This window comes from Paenibacillus sp. WC2504, from assembly GCF_052682475.1.
Window position 1 is genome coordinate 7,426,559 of sequence record NZ_JBQZFH010000001.1, and the last position, 15,942, is coordinate 7,442,500.

A 15,942-nucleotide genomic window follows, 5' to 3' on the forward strand; every position below is an offset into this window, starting at 1 on the left:
CGCTGAATGACTTGAATTGACTATAACACGTTCCTAAACCATGGAGTTATCGATAGAAATCGATACTATACTTCATTCATTCTGATAATTGGATGCACCGAGAACGTCTAAGAAGCCGGTAAATGCTTTGGACTGCCATTTTTTCTTCGAATAAATAAGCTGCGTATAGAATTTAAAATCCGGATGAACAAGCGGAACCGCGGTGAGCCGGCCTTTCTGAATATCCTCAGCAACAACGATGCGCGGCAATAACGCAATGCCAAGACCGTACATGACGCACTGCTTGATTGCTTCCAGGTTTCCGAACTCGTAAGACAATGAAAAGGGAATTTGATTACTTTTCAGTGTCCTAAGCAGCATGGCCCTGTATGTACAGCCCTCTTCCGTTAGAATTAACGATTCTTTCTCCAAATCTCCGATCTGTACGCCGTTGACACCGGCAAATTTGTGCGCAGGACTAGCGATGATAACCAACTCTTCCTCCCTTAAAATGCGGCAATAAAGCTCAGGATCGCTAAAAGGCGGATCCAAAATGATGCCCACATCAAGGGCCCCCTCTTTTACAGCTTCAATAATGAAAGGCTCATTGCCCGGTTGAATCATCACATTGATTTCCGGGAAATGCTGGCGGTACGTCTGAAGATGCGGCGGAAGGAAAAAAGCAGCTAACGTTTCTATCGTTCCAATGGACAGTATACCTTTGGACTGCCGAGAAACGACCTCCTTAGACTCCTCATGGAGCCTGTAAATGTCGTTGGCATATTGCAAAAGCGCCTCGCCGGCAAGCGTCAGCTTCATACTTCTTCCGAACCGTTCTACAAGAACGGCACCGTAAGCTTCCTCCAGCTTTTGAATTTGAGTCGTAATACTCGACTGCGCATACCCAAGCACTTCCGCGGCGCGTGTGTAGCTGCCCCATTTGGCTACTTCTCGAAAGGTTTTTAAATACGTTAATTCCACTATGGATGACCTCTCTTCCTGCAAACATATTATTTACATCGTACCATATCTGGGCGTAAAAAAAGCCACCGAACCTCGGCAGCCTTCATCTTCCTACTTCTATTTAAAGGTCTTTGGCAAAATGGGGTTTACTATAATGACTAACGCCCCCAGAACCAACCAACACCCTGCCGCCTTTATTGAAGGTGATTAATTTGCTTGACCCGTTATTCAGCAAAACGGTCACTTTGGCCTGATTAGCCGTCGCAATATAGATGATATACCCACCTCTGCTTATCACCGTCCGCCAGTTTTTATCGAACTCCGATCTCGCCACCCGATTGGAATACACCTGATTTTCCAATCTAGCTGCCTGCGTTTTTTTCATGGAACCTCACCCGCTTCCTACTAGAAATACGATTCCCTATATCGTATGCAAGAGTTCTAGTTTGGCATGGACAGGTTTAGCTGTGGGTGGTAAAGATTATTCCTAATGAAGAATGTATGTAAATCATACTTAAGCGTCATTGCGAGCGTATTATTTTCCTGTGTAAAAATTAAAAGCTTTGGAATGTATGTATCCGACTGACTTACAAATAAGACAACTTGCGTGACCGTTCCCTTAAGCCATGGATTGTTGATTTTCAAAGGGGGCGCAAGCTCAATTTTAATAGCTATTCCACTATCTGGCTCAATGTTCATAGAACCTACAGGACCTTCAATCGCTGCTAGCCACTTCTCTGCTTCGCTCTGCAGTTTGGCCGAGTGGGGAATAATCTTCACGACCTCACCCTTCTGAATATCAAACACTTCTGCCCCGTCAGCTGCTGAAACTGGATTATAACTGGCACTCAACAGGAGGACAACCATCCAAATGCACATAAGTATTTTCAAAATAACAACCTCACATTCTACTTATTTGCAGTTAGCTTGTGCAGATCATGGAAGTTTACTACAAGTGCCCAATTAATTCCGGCAGCTTGTCCCACTGCTCAGTCAGCCACTCCATCTCCTGCAAAAACCGCACCGGGACGCCAGTCTCCTCATAAATCTCCGTACGAAGCCACCAAACGGATTCAATTAAATACAGCATCTGAACAGCCCGCAGAAGTTTTCCCTTAGGCGCCTCAGCATGCTCCCGATACCCATGTAAAAAAGCATGAACCGTATCCACTCGAATCCCGCCAACCTCCCATGCACCGGACAACACAGCTCGAGCGATATCAATTTCTGGATAAGCCACGTCCATTCGGTCAAAATCGACGATCGCCGCTATCCCCTCCGCATCTAGCAGCAGATTATCCGCCCACAGATCCCAGTGCAGCCAGCCGACCGGGCACTCCGAAAACCGTTCAAAATCCAGCGTCTGAATGTTCCTGATCGCCTTTTCCAGCAAGGCAGTCAGTCGCAGGTTATTGTTCTGGATCGCTTGCTCCAGGTTAGCTTGAAGCTCCTTCAGACATGCTGCTTGATCCGGTTTCCATGCTTGTTTGGCTAGCGGAACCTTCTGAAGCAGTTGATGCATATGGCCTGTTGTTTTACCCAAATCAACCATATGAGAATGGCCCATGCTACCGGGAATTGGAACATTCCCCTCCACCCAGTTCATGATCACATAATAGTGACCAGCCGAGGTCTCATGCATGAACACTCCCTCTGAGGAGGCATAAACCTCTGGACAAGACAAACCTGACTCATGCAGTCGCTGCTGCAAAGATAGAGTCAACTCTATCTTTCTCCTTTTCTCCGGTACATGCAGCTTATACCGATCCGGATGATAAAACTTAACGAATGCAGGACCATGATCCGTCGTAAACCGCCATTTCACATTCAGCCAACCTCTATTAAGCCGGCAAGCATCCGTAACGCTCCTACCAAACTTCTCATAAATATCGCTTACGATCTCCTCCAGCACCTGGTTAATCTCGACCATCGTTTTTACTCCTTGTCCTCTCACCGACATGTGGGAATATCCTATAGTTAGCGGTTTATGCACCAAATCCTGCAATCTCCACATTAAGTGTCTCTCCGGTGCAACCGTTGGATAGCCGAAGGGAACTTCAGACCGTTATTTGGGCAAAATCGGCATGTTTCCCTCGTGAAGTGGAACTACAGGACCCTATTCTCGCCCAAGAAGGCATTTCCAGCTCAGAGAACAGCAAAATAGGGGACCGTAGTTCCCACCCCAAAGCCAAATCGCTGGTCCCGGCCAAAATAGAGGGCCATAGTTCCCCTACCTCGCGCTCCCCTTCTCTTCAAAACACAAAAAAACCCCGAAAGGTCTTTCCAGACCTTCCAGGGCAGGGCTGTCCCCTACGCCTCTTCTTCCGTCTTGGCGAACTGCGTGCTGTACAGCCGCGCGTACAGCCCGTCAAGAGCCAACAGCTCGCGGTGCGTGCCCCGCTCCACGACGCTGCCCGCTTCGATCACCAGAATGTGATCGGCGGCCAGCACCGTGGAGAGCCGGTGCGCGATCACGAGCGTCGTGCGCCCTTGCATCAGCTCCTCGAGCGCTGCCTGCACATAGGACTCGGATTCCGAGTCCAAGTGCGACGTCGCCTCATCGAGGATGAGGATGCGCGGGCGCTTCAGGATCGCGCGAGCAATCGCGATCCGTTGGCGCTCGCCGCCGGAGAGCCGGTGCCCGCGCTCGCCAACCATCGTGTCGTACCCTTCGGGGAGCGACACGATGAAATCGTGGATGTAGGCCTGGCGGCACGCGGCCTCCATCTCCTCACGCGTAGCGTCCTCCCGCGCGAAGCGCAGGTTGTCGCCAATCGTCGCGTGGAACAGAAACGATTCCTGCGTCACGTACGCGATTTGCGCGCGCAGCGAGGCAAGCCCTACGTCGCGGACGTTCACGCCGTCGACCTCGACGATCCCCTCCGTCGGGTCGTACAGCCGCGCGATCATGCCGATCAGCGTCGATTTTCCGGCGCCGCTCGGCCCGACGAGCGCGATCATTTCGCCCGGCTGCGCCTCGAACGTGACGTCCCGCAGCGCGTACTGCCCTGGCTTATAAGCGAAGGAAACTTGCTTATAAGCCACTCGCCCCGCCACTTGGCTCAGCGGCCGCGCATCAGGAGCATCCATGACATCGGGCACCATGTCCTGGTATTCAAAAATGCGCTGAAATACGCCCAGCGCCGTCCCAACTTCTACCTGTAGGTTCAGTAGTGTGCCTACAGGCATATACAGTCTGCCGAGATAGGCCGAGAAAGCAACAATCGCCCCAAGTGACATGGTGCCGGAAATAACCGAGTACCCGCCATACAAGTAAATAATGGCTGTACCGAGCGGCCCGAGCGTGCTCGTCGCCATCCCGAACCATCGGCCGACCAGATTGAGCCGCAGCTCCAGATCCATTACCTTCTGGTTCATCGCCTTGAATTCAGCCTCCTGCTGCCGCTCCCTGCCAAAAATACGGGTCAACAAAGCGCCGGAGATACCGAAGTTTTCACTCAGCTGCGAGGTAATATCGGACCTCACCTTTTGTGTTTCGATGCGAAGCGCCTTGCGCAGCTTGGAAACCTTTTTAACCGGCATCATGAAAAGAGGAAGAATCAGCACAGCGATAATGGCCAATTTCCAATCCAGGGCAAACAAAATTCCAATCGTTGTCGCAACGATGACAAGCTGGGTGATGGAAGAAACCACAAGGGAGGTTACCACCCCTTGAACAGCTTGGACATCTCCCGTAATCCGCTGTACGATTTCGCCCGATCTGGCATCCGTGTAGAACGCCATCGACTGGCGCTGCAAATTTTGAAACAAAGACAGCCCCAAATCCCGGATAACCCCTTGCGTTACTTTGGTATTGAGGTGATTTTGCCATACGCCCAGCACACCGCTCAGGACTGGAAGCAGCAGCATGAGCATTGCCATCTCGGCCAGCAGCTTCATACTTCCTTGCGGAATCGCCTGGTCAATGATCTCCTTCATGACCAAAGGGGGGATTAATCCGACCACAGCTGCAAGCAGCGCCAATCCGATAATGCCTAACAGTTGTCCCCAGTATCCTCGGAATAAGGACAGAATTCTTTTAACCGACACATCCTTCAATTTCGCTTTAGGCCGGTCCCTATCGGATAGACGCCTCATATCGCCTGGTGCCATTTTCATCCTCCATTCTGTTACTTTAACTGTCTATGCAAGGGGAAATGCATGCCGAATCGCTTTCACCACTTCATCCGCCATATTCATAACCCTGTAAAGCGACGTCGTTTGCAAAATGTTATACTGCCTAGGGCCATCCACATTAACAATAGCGGCAATTGTATAATCGCCAACCTGCGGTAAATCTTTGCCAACCGACTTCCCTGGCGCCAGGGGCTGATTCGATACTTGGTACATGCCAACCGATAGCTTTTGACCCAAACAAGCATCTATCGCAATAACGACATGGCCCTGCGGGATTTCCTGCAGACGCGCCGCGATATTACTGGCATCGCAAGGTGCTTCCAACGTCCCTATAACATGAGGATATCCAAACTGAACGAGCTTGCTGCCTACTAACGGGCCCAAAGCATCGCCGCTTGATCGATCCGTCCCGATACATACAAAAAAGAGCGCGCTTGGCTCCAACTCAGACGATTTTCCAATGGTTGCAAGAAAGGAAGCCAACTGCTCGCCATTCATTTTTTTCCAAAATTGCTCCCTTTTGTCCAACGTTTCCCCCATCCATCATTACCTCCTCTTACAAGCTTCCAGCAAAAATTTCCCCCTACTAAGGATGAATGATATAATGCGATCAACTTCTATTCTTCCATAAGGAGGTATCCTGTGTCCACTCTAGGCATCATCGCTCTTCTGACCCTCCTGTATTGGTTATACGTCACTGTGGATGTGTTAAAAGGTTTGCCCAACCTGCGAACGCTGCCTAAGTCTCCGCTCACTCCTTTCTCGGACAAGCCACCGCTCGTATCCGTCATCATCGCAGCCAAAGAAGAGGAAACGACAATCCGCGAAACCGTCAAGCATCTGCTTTCCCAAAATTACCCGCGCCTCGAGATCATTGCCGTGAATGATCGATCTCGGGATGCTACCGGTGTCCGGTTGGAGGAACTGCGCAAGTGGTCGGAAGGTAAGCAGGACATCCGTACCAAACTGCAAATCATTCACATCACGCATCTGCCGGATGGTTGGCTTGGCAAAAACCATGCGCTATACCAAGGGTATCTCCAGGCTAGAGGGCAGTATTTGCTTTTTACAGATGCGGATATTCTTTTCGCTCCCGGTACGATAACCGACGCAGTCACCTATATGAAGGAACAGGATGTGCACCATCTCACGCTGACCCCCAATATGTTTGCGAGAGGCGCTTTACTCAAAGGATTCGTCCATTTCTTTCTGTTCTCATTTTCTTTGTTCGTTCGACCTTGGCGTGCGAATATCGACAACGCGAAAGGACCGGGCATCGGTATCGGAGCCTTTAATATGGTAAGCCGGAGCGCCTACGAAGCGATTGGCATGCATAAAGCGATCGCTTTACGACCTGACGATGATCTACAGTTAGGTATCTTCCTCAAAAGAGCAGGTTATCGCCAAAGAGTGCTGTCTGCCAAACACCTGCTTCAAGTGGAATGGTACCGTTCGCTCAAAGATGCGGTAATTGGACTGGAAAAAAACCTGTTTTCCGGCTTTCGTTACAGCTATATGGTCGCATTGCTAGCTTGTTTGGGACAGATCGGCTTTTTTATATGCCCCTGGCTTGGCCTCCTCTTCCTCTGGGATTGGCGCGGAGCCGTCTATGCGGTTGCGGTTATCCTGCAAATCTGGCTCTATCGCAAGCTAATGTCCCGATTAATGAGTCTTAGAGGTGATACGGCCTATCTGCTTCCGGTCAGCGCTTCACTGCTTGTTTATACAATCGTTCGCTCCGTTTGGCTTACTTGGAAACAAGGCGGCATTTACTGGAGAGGCACTTTTTATTCGCTTCGTGAACTTAAAAGAAGTAAAAGGTAACCTTGGACAAACGCCAAATAAGCGTTACTCGATAGAGCAAAGCTTACCCTCACGGTTTGTGGCATCATCTTATCGTTCTAGTGAACACGATTCATTCGCACAACCCTATAATACAAATGGCTGCTCGACTCTTGTTCCACTTCCAAATACCCCTCCGCATGCACATAATCTCCCGTAATAAACGTGGAGGCATCTAACGAACTGGAGTGTGTAAGGAACAGGAGCGCGGCTTTATCGTTGCCTACGACGAAACCTGTTTGTTCTTTAATTTGAAATTTATCTAAAATGGTGCCATGATGCGACCTTGCGATATGGTGAAACTTCCAGGAATCGTTTTCTTTAATGAGAAAATACAAGACGCGATTCTTGTGATTGTTGCTAAATTCCCTCGTAACACCAATCATACATATTTTTTCGCCTAGACTAAGATACTCATCGACTACATAAGATTTCAAGCGCAATCGCAGCACATTCTTGTGTTGAATATAGGCTTCCATTTCTTCAACTGTTCGCTGGTCTCTCGGATCCTGCTTCGTTGCATAAAATACTTCTTTGATAAACGTATCCGTTTGCAGGCTTCTGGCCCCTTTGAAATGATTGTATGTACGGAAAAACTGCTGAATAACTTCCCTGACCTCATCTGGCATTGCAGGTCCCTTATCCACGGTATACATGCTATCTGCTACACTCGAATGTCTCTTTTTATGAAACCAACTCTTCCAGACACTTAATTGCATGCGCTCGTGTTCACCTGCTCTTTCTTTCTTCCAAACATTTCTTCATTATAGGCTAAAAACCATAAAATTTCGATAAAAATCGCATGATTGTGCGAACGAAAAAAAACACCTGCCTTCTATGCCTTTCATTCGAAAGAACATAGAAACAAGTGTTCGATAGTCCTATCCTTACAGAACTCTTCTCGCTCCGACATACCTTGCGCTCCAATAAGCGCTCGAAAGGCTATCCACAGCCACGCCTCTGGATGTAGTCGCTGAAATGAATTGATCGTTGCCAAGATAAATGCCTACGTGATTCACTGTTTTTGAAGCAAAAAATACCAAATCTCCGGCTTTCAAATCCGTCACTTTCGTACCTGCTTCACTGTGCATCTCCGCTGACGTACGGGGCAAATCGATCCCCTTCGCTTGAAACAAGAATCGCACAAAACCGGAGCAATCAAATCCTCTCGGCGTCGTCCCACCCCATACATAAGGCACGCCCATATAGGAGTTTGCCGTCTGAATAATTTGCTCACTCACTGACGGAACAACGGGAGCGGCCGCGGCTACAACCTTAGGTGCTGGTGGTGGTGGCGGCGCAATCCAGGCTGGCTTGTGTGATTTTCCATCCACATCCACAATCGCAATCTGATTGGCTTCATTCCATTCAATTGGCGAACCGAAGGTTTCCGTGATGAAACGCAGTGGAACATATGTATTCCCTTGGTACACGGTTGGACTGCTTTCCAAACTGATCTTCTTACTGTTCACAAGCGCTTGTTGCTGCTCTGTAATAAGTAAGATGGACTGCTGTTTGTTAACCAGTGTGACCTCGATTTGGTCCTCTTGCTTCTCCCAGCTCACCTGATAGCCCAGCTTCTCAGATAGCACTCGGAGTGGAACTTGCATGATGCCCTTGTTATCAATATAAGGCTGAACTTCCGGAAACTTCAGCAGCTCATCATTGACTTGCACCTTGACAGGGCTGTCCGTAGGCGTGGATGCAGCCTGAGCGGAGTGTGCTGTAAACATCGGTACTGCGGCGCATAATAGTGCGCATGAACAAATAAGACGTGAAGAAAAAGATTTCAAAACCTTGCCTCCTTGACGCCTCCGAGGTTAGTTGACGGGTTCGGGAAGAGGTTTTCCCTAGTACGCTCAGCTAGCAGCGCTCATTCACCCCAAATAAAGAAGTCCCCCGTACCAGAGCTTGCGATGCTCCAAGATTCGGCATTTTTTGTCTATGTTAGACTAGCATAGTTTAATTGGTAGGTACAAGCTTTGCGAAACGGTAAGTTTTACCAATAGATTTTGTCGCATATTGCGTACGGAATACACGGGATAATAGACAAAAAAAACCACCCAATAGGGTGGTTTTGCTTGCGATTAGGAGTAGCCAATTACGGATAGCACACGATCACTGACTGTGTTCAAAGTTGCTACCTCTGAATCGGATAATGACAATGAGGCCGCTTTGATATTATTTTCAAGATGATGCTCATCCTGTGTCCCTATAATAGCCGAAGTAAGTGCTTCCTGGTGCAGCAGCCAAGCAATTGCGATCTGTGTTACGTTAGCGTCCTTGGCATCCGCCATTTCTTTCATGACAGCTAAAAGCTCTTTCTCCGCCTCCAGATGCTCCGGTAGGAACAGCCTTCTCTCCTTGCGGAAGTCTCCCTCTTTCAGCGTCCTGCCATGAAGATGGAACGCGCCTGTCAGTATCCCCTTGGCGATCGAGCTGTAGCTCATTACACCAACGTTATGTTTCTGGCAGAATGGCAAAATCTCTGGCTCGATAGCTCTGTGCAGCAAACTGTATTCCGGCTGAATCACATCGATTTGCGCATAGTTTACCGCTTCTTTCAGCTGCTCCAAAGAGAAATTCGAAACGCCGATAGCCCGAATCAAGCCTTCTTCTTTCAGCTTCACAAATTCACCAAGCGTATGCTGCACCGGGATCTCAAAACTTGGCCAGTGAATGTAATAAACATCTATGTAATCAGTCTTCAAACGTTTCAAACTGTTTTCTGCCGATCTCCTTACGTCTTGAGGAGCTAGATTGCTTCGACTCACCTTCGTCGTAATGATGCATTGCTTACGTATATCCGCCAAAGCAGCGCCGACGATCTCTTCCGAGTGTCCATTGCCGTAGCCTTCAGCTGTATCAAACGTTGTGATGCCCAGCTCGAACGCTTTACGGATGAGCTCGATATTATTTTGGTCGTTCGTGAACTCCCAGGGGCCGCCTCCAAGCTCCCAACAGCCAAAAGTTATGTTTGAGATGTCAAAACCTGCATGTCCAAGCTTTTTCGCTTTCATAGTCGCCGACCTCATTTCATTGATATAGTCTCACGATAATGCACACGTTAACAAAATAAGTATACCGCTTTCATCTACTTTTGCCAAGAAACGTGCGGGCTCGGGCATTTCGTTAGGATGGTCCCCATAGCTGTATCGTGTCTCTGCGCGTCCTACTCGGGATTACTCAAGCTGTCTTCAAGGACGGTCGAACCCCTAGTGGGTTCTCTTCCCTTACCCGCACAAAACAAAAAGATCACCCCAAGGTGATCTCTTGTTTGAAGCGGGTGATGGGAATCGAACCCACGCTACCAGCTTGGAAGGCTGAAGTTCTACCATTGAACTACACCCGCGTAAATATCGGGATGACACGATTTGAACATGCGACCCCCTGCTCCCAAAGCAGGTGCTCTACCAAGCTGAGCTACATCCCGAAACGCTTATAACTTAATTAAAATGGCGCGCCCTGAGAGATTCGAACTCCCGACCTTTTGATTCGTAGTCAAATACTCTATCCAGCTGAGCTAAGGGCGCTTAAAATATGGAGCGGAAGACGGGGATCGAACCCGCGACCCTCGCCTTGGCAAGGCGATGCTCTACCGCTGAGCCACTTCCGCACGGTATGTGTTGCTTGTCACTTGATTTCTTTCTCAGAGGCGACAAGGAATAATATATCAGGATTTCAGAACAAATGCAAATGTTTTTTGTTACCAATCGCTTATTTTATAAAAATACCACCAAAAGGCAGAACTTCCCTTGCAATTCGCCGCAATAAGCTATCATTTTTCATATGCTCATCCAACTTACGATCCGGCTTGCATGGCTGCAGCAGCACATGCCCTTGCCCTGTCATCTCCCAATGATAATTCATATGCTGGCTCGCTAATGTATTGCCATATACACAAAGACGCAGTACTGCATTCCGAGGATACGCAATTAGACAATGAATATCCACATATAAAGGCTGCTTCGGATCCAAAGCCATCTGATACAACGGACCAGCGGTCAAAAGTCCCAGCTTTCCCGGCCCCTTAAACTGCATTTTCACGAGATCTTGCGTGATCAGCGTATTTTTAACATTTTGTAAGTGAGAAGTAAAGCTGACACCGCTGGTATAAAACAGAACATGCCGAAACTCGTACAAAAGATCATCCTCATCGCCAATAGGCACCACAGACATACTGTAGCCTTCTGGCAAGCCTAGCATGAGCTGAGCAGGACCATACACGCGCGACTGAATCAGACGTTTTTTGCGGTACATGCTGGGCAGCTTCATCAAAGAATCCTCTCTTTGCTCAGACTTCCCTTGAAAAGCTACGATTTGGCTCGGATGCAGCACATGGATCGATTCGTCCTTCTCGATGCGCAGTGTGGCCATTTTTGCGTGTGAGCTTGCATGTTCGAAAGTAACTTCCACGCCTCTCAGGCCTCCTATCTCATTTGACGCTTCTGCCTCCGCCAGACCACATAACGAAACACCCGCCCGAGTACAAAATACAATACTACAAGCACAACCACCGCGATAACCATATTCGTTATCTTCCGATTCCGGTTCTCTTTATCTATTGCAACCTGCTCCATGGCCTTTAAACGCTCTTGCAGGAGTTCATTTTCTTTCTGAAGCGCTTCGTTTTGCTGAAGGAGCTTTTCCTCGGTTTCCTGCGAATGCCGAATCGTTTCCGAGAGCTTGTCCTTTTGCTCCTCTAATTGCTGTTTCGTTGCCTCGTAATCTTTCTGAATTTGCTCCACATTCTCAGGTAGCTGATAGATATCCTTCACCCTATCGAGCCAGGAGGCTTGGGCTGCAGAGGCAGGGTACATAAGCCCTATCCAAATCACCAGCACACCGATTACATGACCAATAACGGATATATGCCTTGTCCGCATCGCCTTCCCTCCCAACAGCTCGACATTTTCTTCTATTTTACAGCAAAAATCACCCCTTCACCACTCCTGCCACCTTAACAGGGTAACGCAAAATAGTTCTCATTTTCGAAGGATCAATCTTCCTCGGATCAGATAAATAGATTTCATGATGGAGGCCGCTAATGCTTAAATGGCTTGTCTCCATAAATTCGTACATTTGACTTAGCGTTTCATGCTCGGAAGCATATGGACCCATATGCAGCATCTGGACACAGCTTCCTTCATGCAAGCTTTCAAATACAATACTTGAAAGCAAATCTAGCTCCTTTTTCTTGCCTAAAGCTTTAACTCGAGCCTCCTCCACTTTCTCTGAAGTAACATAATCGGGCATCCTGATCATAAGTTTCCAACACCACTGCTCCTTCGGCACCTCGAGCGCTTTCCGGCTATCTCCATCTACCCACCACAAGCCCTCCAGCTTGGCCACAGTGAAGTCTTTCTCCTCCATCTTATAAATGCCCTTAATACTGTAAGAAAGCGTGTAGAGCGCTTCAGTCGCTTGTGCGAAGACATCTCCATTCGGGTCCCCGGTTCCTACGATGGTCACATACCAAACAGGTCCAAATTCAATTAGCTGTGGTTTCGTCGGAGCTGTGTAATAGGATTTGTAGACTTTGGCTAAATCTAACTTTTCCATGCGCCACTTCCTTTTTTTCTTTCAGTATATAAAAGAAACCCTGACAGCTATACGTCAGTAAACATAGAAAAAACCTACCCTTCGCTGTAAACGGCGAAAAAGTAAGTTTCGGTCTTCCTTAGTATCGTATGTAATTATTCCCCGGTTGGTGGAGTGAACGTGCGCTGTGCAAATTCCGCATCCAACATGAAGAAGGCATTGCTGTCTTTGTCGATTCGTTTCAACTTGCTAATAATGCTGTCGAACATCGCTTCTTCCTCTACCTGCTCATCAATAAACCATTTGAGGAACTGCATCGTCGCATGCTCGCGATCGTTGAGAGCCAAATCAGACAGATGGTAAATACGTCTAGTGACTTCCTGCTCATGCTTGTATGCATGCTCAAAAGCGTCGAGAATCGATTTGTACTCATTCACAGGCGTATCCATGCCGGCGAAAGTAACCTTTTTCCCGCGATCATTAATAAATTTGAAAATCTTCATTGCATGAAATTTCTCTTCTTCCGCTTGAACGATAAAAAAGTTCGAGAACCCATCCAAGCTTTCTGCTGCACAATAACCAGCTATGGCCAAATAGACGTGCGCGGAGTAAAATTCATAGTTCATCTGCTCATTGAGCGCTTCCGTTAGTTCATCTTTTAACATGATGTGCTGCACATCCTTTCTGTATGGTTATTTTTTGCAAATCCCCATACATACAAGATTACCAGAACTTCATATACAAATACAAACGGAAGTCATAAATTTTACAAAGATTATGTACTTAGGCCATGACAGTTTCAGCCCTGGATTCAGCAATAATCTGCTTGAGTTGAGCATATAGTAGGTCAGGCGAAGCGGCGCAAATCAAGTTCTTTTTGCCGATCATCGCGATGCACTCTTTCTTGCAATGCTTACAGTTTCCTAGGCAATCCTTCTTCTTTTGCTTCAAATCAGGGTATTCATTTTTCAATGACTTATATATTTGTTTGGATCCGAATTTCTCATTTCTGCAGCAGTATTTAATCGTTTTCATGTCATAACCTCCACCGCTCATATCTACCGCCTATACCATGATATTAGTGATAATAATAATCAATGTCAACAGAAATTTAGAAATAGATATGCAAAAAAAGAACTTCCTTAACTCCTGTAAAAGGAATTAAGAAAGCTCTTGGTGATGCGGTCAAGAGGACTCGAACCTCCACGGGGGGTTAGCCCACACGGACCTGAACCGTGCGCGTCTGCCAATTCCGCCATGACCGCATAAAACAAAAAAAAACTGAGTCATGTAGGATTCGAACCTACGACACCCTGATTAAAAGTCAGGTGCTCTACCAACTGAGCTAATGACTCAAACTTCATAAAAAATGGCGGAGCCGACGGGATTCGAACCCGCGGTCTCCTGCGTGACAGGCAGGCATGTTAGGCCTCTACACCACGGCTCCACACTAAAATATAACACCTCATCAAGAGGTTGGTTGCGGGGGCAGGATTTGAACCTGCGGCCTTCGGGTTATGAGCCCGACGAGCTACCGAGCTGCTCCACCCCGCGTCGTTAAAAAAGGAAAAATGGAGGCTGACGGGATCGAACCGCCGACCCTCTGCTTGTAAGGCAGATGCTCTCCCAGCTGAGCTAAGCCTCCATGGGAATTACTTGATGGTGACCCGTAGGGGACTCGAACCCCTGTTACCTCCGTGAAAGGGAGGTGTCTTAACCACTTGACCAACGGGCCGCGTAAACAGGCTTTTCTTAAGTAAATCGTGCTTTAAGGTGGCGGAGAGAGAGGGATTCGAACCCTCGAGACGCTTGTGACGCCTACACGATTTCCAATCGTGCTCCTTCGGCCAGCTCGGACACCTCTCCATGAAAGCCTGGCATCGGATAAAAAAAGTGGCTCCCCGAACAGGACTCGAACCTGTGACAACTCGATTAACAGTCGAGTGCTCTACCAACTGAGCTATCAGGGAATAGGAGAGAGACTTTTGACTTTCGTCAAAAGATCCCTATAATGTTTGGCAACGTTCTACTCTCCCAGAACCCTGCGGTTCAAGTACCATCGACGCTGGAGGGCTTAACGGTCGTGTTCGAGATGGGAACGCGTGGGTCCCCTCCGCCATCATCACCAAACAGTCAAAGCGTGTTTGCGCCTTGAAAACTAGATACGAAACTTGCGTAAAGTTGAAACCTTAGGTTTATTGGTTAAGCCCTCGACCGATTAGTATTCGTCAGCTGCATACGTTGCCGCACTTCCACCTCGAACCTATCAACCTCGTCGTCTACAAGGGGTCTTACATACTGGGAAATCTCATCTTGAGGGGGGCTTCGCGCTTAGATGCTTTCAGCGCTTATCCCCTCCGTACATAGCTACCCAGCGGTGCCTCTGGCGAGACAACTGGTACACCAGCGGTACGTCCATCCCGGTCCTCTCGTACTAAGGACAGCTCCTCTCAAATTTCCTACGCCCGCGACAGATAGGGACCGAACTGTCTCACGACGTTCTGAACCCAGCTCGCGTACCGCTTTAATGGGCGAACAGCCCAACCCTTGGGACCTACTTCAGCCCCAGGATGCGATGAGCCGACATCGAGGTGCCAAACCTCCCCGTCGATGTGGACTCTTGGGGGAGATAAGCCTGTTATCCCCAGGGTAGCTTTTATCCGTTGAGCGATGGCCCTTCCATTCGGTACCACCGGATCACTAAGTCCGACTTTCGTCCCTGCTCGACTTGTAGGTCTCGCAGTCAAGCTCCCTTATGCCTTTGCACTCTGCGAATGATTTCCAACCATTCTGAGGGAACCTTTAAACGCCTCCGTTACATTTTAGGAGGCGACCGCCCCAGTCAAACTGCCCACCTGACACTGTCCCCATACCGGATCACGGTACCAGGTTAGAACTCCGATACGATCAGGGTGGTATCCCAACGGCGCCTCCACCCAAGCTGGCGCTCAGGCTTCAAAGGCTCCCACCTATCCTGTACAGATCGTACCAAAGTCCAATATCAAGCTGCAGTAAAGCTCCATGGGGTCTTTCCGTCTTGTCGCGGGTAACCTGCATCTTCACAGGTATTAAAATTTCACCGGATCTCTCGTTGAGACAGCGCCCAAGTCGTTACGCCATTCGTGCGGGTCAGAATTTACCTGACAAGGAATTTCGCTACCTTAGGACCGTTATAGTTACGGCCGCCGTTTACTGGGGCTTCAATTCATAGCTTCGGGGTTACCCCCTAACCACTCCTCTTAACCTTCCAGCACCGGGCAGGCGTCAGCCCGTATACTTCGCCTTGCGGCTTCGCACAGACCTGTGTTTTTGCTAAACAGTCGCTTGGGCCTTTTCACTGCGGCCCCCTCGGGCTATTCACCCTACCGAGGCACCCCTTCTCCCGAAGTTACGGGGTCATTTTGCCGAGTTCCTTAACGAGAGTTCTTCCGCGCGCCTTAGAATTCTCTTCTCACCCACCTGTGTCGGTTTGCGGTACGG

Annotated in this window: 15 protein-coding genes, 12 tRNA genes, 2 rRNA genes and 1 riboswitch (1 of these 30 running past the window's edge); of the genes, 1 reads left to right on the plus strand and 28 read right to left on the minus strand. The window is 48.6% G+C overall.

Annotation, left to right across the window (positions count from 1 at the left end):
- Positions 1–72 precede the first annotated feature (72 nt).
- The 6 genes from ACUN27_RS33845 to yyaC form a co-directional block, all read right to left on the minus strand.
- Positions 73–960, minus strand: coding sequence for a LysR family transcriptional regulator (locus ACUN27_RS33845; RefSeq protein WP_315955773.1), 888 nt, complete (start codon positions 958–960; stop codon positions 73–75).
- A 103-nt stretch (positions 961–1,063) separates the two neighbouring features.
- Positions 1,064–1,327 (minus strand): hypothetical protein, encoded by a 264-nt coding sequence (locus ACUN27_RS33850; protein WP_315955772.1) that lies wholly within the window; start codon positions 1,325–1,327, stop codon positions 1,064–1,066.
- 56 nt (positions 1,328–1,383) lie between these two features.
- The gene (locus ACUN27_RS33855; protein ID WP_445560371.1) at positions 1,384–1,833 is read right to left on the minus strand and encodes a hypothetical protein; all 450 of its coding nucleotides are present in this window, start codon (positions 1,831–1,833) and stop codon (positions 1,384–1,386) included.
- Positions 1,834–1,891: 58 nt separating this feature from the next.
- Positions 1,892–2,872, minus strand: a complete 981-nt coding sequence (locus tag ACUN27_RS33860) for a phosphotransferase enzyme family protein (RefSeq protein WP_445560372.1) — start codon at positions 2,870–2,872, stop codon at positions 1,892–1,894.
- Positions 2,873–3,252: 380 nt separating this feature from the next.
- Positions 3,253–5,055 carry an ABC transporter ATP-binding protein gene (locus ACUN27_RS33865; protein WP_445560373.1) on the minus strand — a complete coding sequence of 601 codons (1,803 nt, stop codon included), beginning with the start codon at positions 5,053–5,055 and terminating at the stop codon, positions 3,253–3,255.
- Positions 5,056–5,085: 30 nt separating this feature from the next.
- A complete protein-coding gene (gene yyaC, locus ACUN27_RS33870) occupies positions 5,086–5,619 on the minus strand; it encodes a spore protease YyaC (RefSeq protein ID WP_315955768.1) in 534 nt (177 codons plus the stop codon).
- A gap of 102 nt (positions 5,620–5,721) precedes the next feature.
- Between yyaC and ACUN27_RS33875 the strand changes: the two genes are divergently transcribed.
- Positions 5,722–6,903: a glycosyltransferase gene (locus ACUN27_RS33875; protein ID WP_445560374.1), complete on the plus strand. Its 1,182-nt coding sequence runs from the start codon at positions 5,722–5,724 to the stop codon at positions 6,901–6,903.
- Between the two features lie 77 nt (positions 6,904–6,980).
- Here the strand turns inward: ACUN27_RS33875 and ACUN27_RS33880 are convergent, their stop codons facing one another.
- From ACUN27_RS33880 to ACUN27_RS33985, 22 genes are all read right to left on the minus strand, one after another.
- Positions 6,981–7,640, minus strand: coding sequence for a hypothetical protein (locus ACUN27_RS33880; RefSeq protein ID WP_315955766.1), 660 nt, complete (start codon positions 7,638–7,640; stop codon positions 6,981–6,983).
- A gap of 168 nt (positions 7,641–7,808) precedes the next feature.
- Positions 7,809–8,714, minus strand: a complete 906-nt coding sequence (locus ACUN27_RS33885) for a C40 family peptidase (protein WP_315955765.1) — start codon at positions 8,712–8,714, stop codon at positions 7,809–7,811.
- 1 nt (position 8,715) lies between these two features.
- Positions 8,716–8,865, minus strand: a riboswitch (cyclic di-AMP (ydaO/yuaA leader).
- A gap of 143 nt (positions 8,866–9,008) precedes the next feature.
- Positions 9,009–9,941 carry an aldo/keto reductase gene (locus ACUN27_RS33890; protein ID WP_445560375.1) on the minus strand — a complete coding sequence of 311 codons (933 nt, stop codon included), beginning with the start codon at positions 9,939–9,941 and terminating at the stop codon, positions 9,009–9,011.
- Between the two features lie 261 nt (positions 9,942–10,202).
- Positions 10,203–10,273, minus strand: a tRNA-Gly gene (locus ACUN27_RS33895).
- 7 nt (positions 10,274–10,280) lie between these two features.
- Positions 10,281–10,354: transfer RNA gene (locus ACUN27_RS33900), tRNA-Pro, on the minus strand.
- A gap of 23 nt (positions 10,355–10,377) precedes the next feature.
- Positions 10,378–10,454, minus strand: a tRNA-Arg gene (locus ACUN27_RS33905).
- Between the two features lie 8 nt (positions 10,455–10,462).
- Positions 10,463–10,537: transfer RNA gene (locus ACUN27_RS33910), tRNA-Gly, on the minus strand.
- A gap of 101 nt (positions 10,538–10,638) precedes the next feature.
- On the minus strand, positions 10,639–11,337 hold the full coding sequence (locus ACUN27_RS33915) for an AIM24 family protein (protein WP_445560376.1): 699 nt from the start codon (positions 11,335–11,337) through the stop codon (positions 10,639–10,641).
- Positions 11,338–11,351: 14 nt separating this feature from the next.
- The gene (locus tag ACUN27_RS33920; protein WP_315955762.1) at positions 11,352–11,807 is read right to left on the minus strand and encodes a hypothetical protein; all 456 of its coding nucleotides are present in this window, start codon (positions 11,805–11,807) and stop codon (positions 11,352–11,354) included.
- Positions 11,808–11,856: 49 nt separating this feature from the next.
- Entirely contained in the window at positions 11,857–12,483 is a 627-nt protein-coding gene (locus ACUN27_RS33925; RefSeq protein WP_445560377.1) for a GyrI-like domain-containing protein, read from the minus strand.
- A 134-nt stretch (positions 12,484–12,617) separates the two neighbouring features.
- A complete protein-coding gene (locus ACUN27_RS33930) occupies positions 12,618–13,127 on the minus strand; it encodes a ferritin (protein WP_315955760.1) in 510 nt (169 codons plus the stop codon).
- A gap of 118 nt (positions 13,128–13,245) precedes the next feature.
- Complete coding sequence (locus ACUN27_RS33935; protein WP_315955759.1) at positions 13,246–13,497, minus strand: DUF1450 domain-containing protein; 252 nt, start codon at positions 13,495–13,497, stop codon at positions 13,246–13,248.
- Positions 13,498–13,642: 145 nt separating this feature from the next.
- A tRNA-Leu gene (locus ACUN27_RS33940) sits at positions 13,643–13,727 on the minus strand.
- Positions 13,728–13,744: 17 nt separating this feature from the next.
- Positions 13,745–13,817: transfer RNA gene (locus ACUN27_RS33945), tRNA-Lys, on the minus strand.
- Between the two features lie 15 nt (positions 13,818–13,832).
- Positions 13,833–13,909, minus strand: a tRNA-Asp gene (locus ACUN27_RS33950).
- Positions 13,910–13,939: 30 nt separating this feature from the next.
- Positions 13,940–14,016: transfer RNA gene (locus ACUN27_RS33955), tRNA-Met, on the minus strand.
- 18 nt (positions 14,017–14,034) lie between these two features.
- Positions 14,035–14,107, minus strand: a tRNA-Val gene (locus ACUN27_RS33960).
- Between the two features lie 15 nt (positions 14,108–14,122).
- A tRNA-Glu gene (locus tag ACUN27_RS33965) sits at positions 14,123–14,197 on the minus strand.
- Positions 14,198–14,236: 39 nt separating this feature from the next.
- A tRNA-Ser gene (locus ACUN27_RS33970) sits at positions 14,237–14,328 on the minus strand.
- Positions 14,329–14,356: 28 nt separating this feature from the next.
- Positions 14,357–14,432 (minus strand) — tRNA-Asn (locus ACUN27_RS33975).
- Positions 14,433–14,475: 43 nt separating this feature from the next.
- Positions 14,476–14,592, minus strand: a 5S ribosomal RNA gene (rrf, locus tag ACUN27_RS33980).
- A gap of 68 nt (positions 14,593–14,660) precedes the next feature.
- A 23S ribosomal RNA gene (locus ACUN27_RS33985) occupies positions 14,661–15,942 on the minus strand (it continues 1,638 nt past the right edge of the window).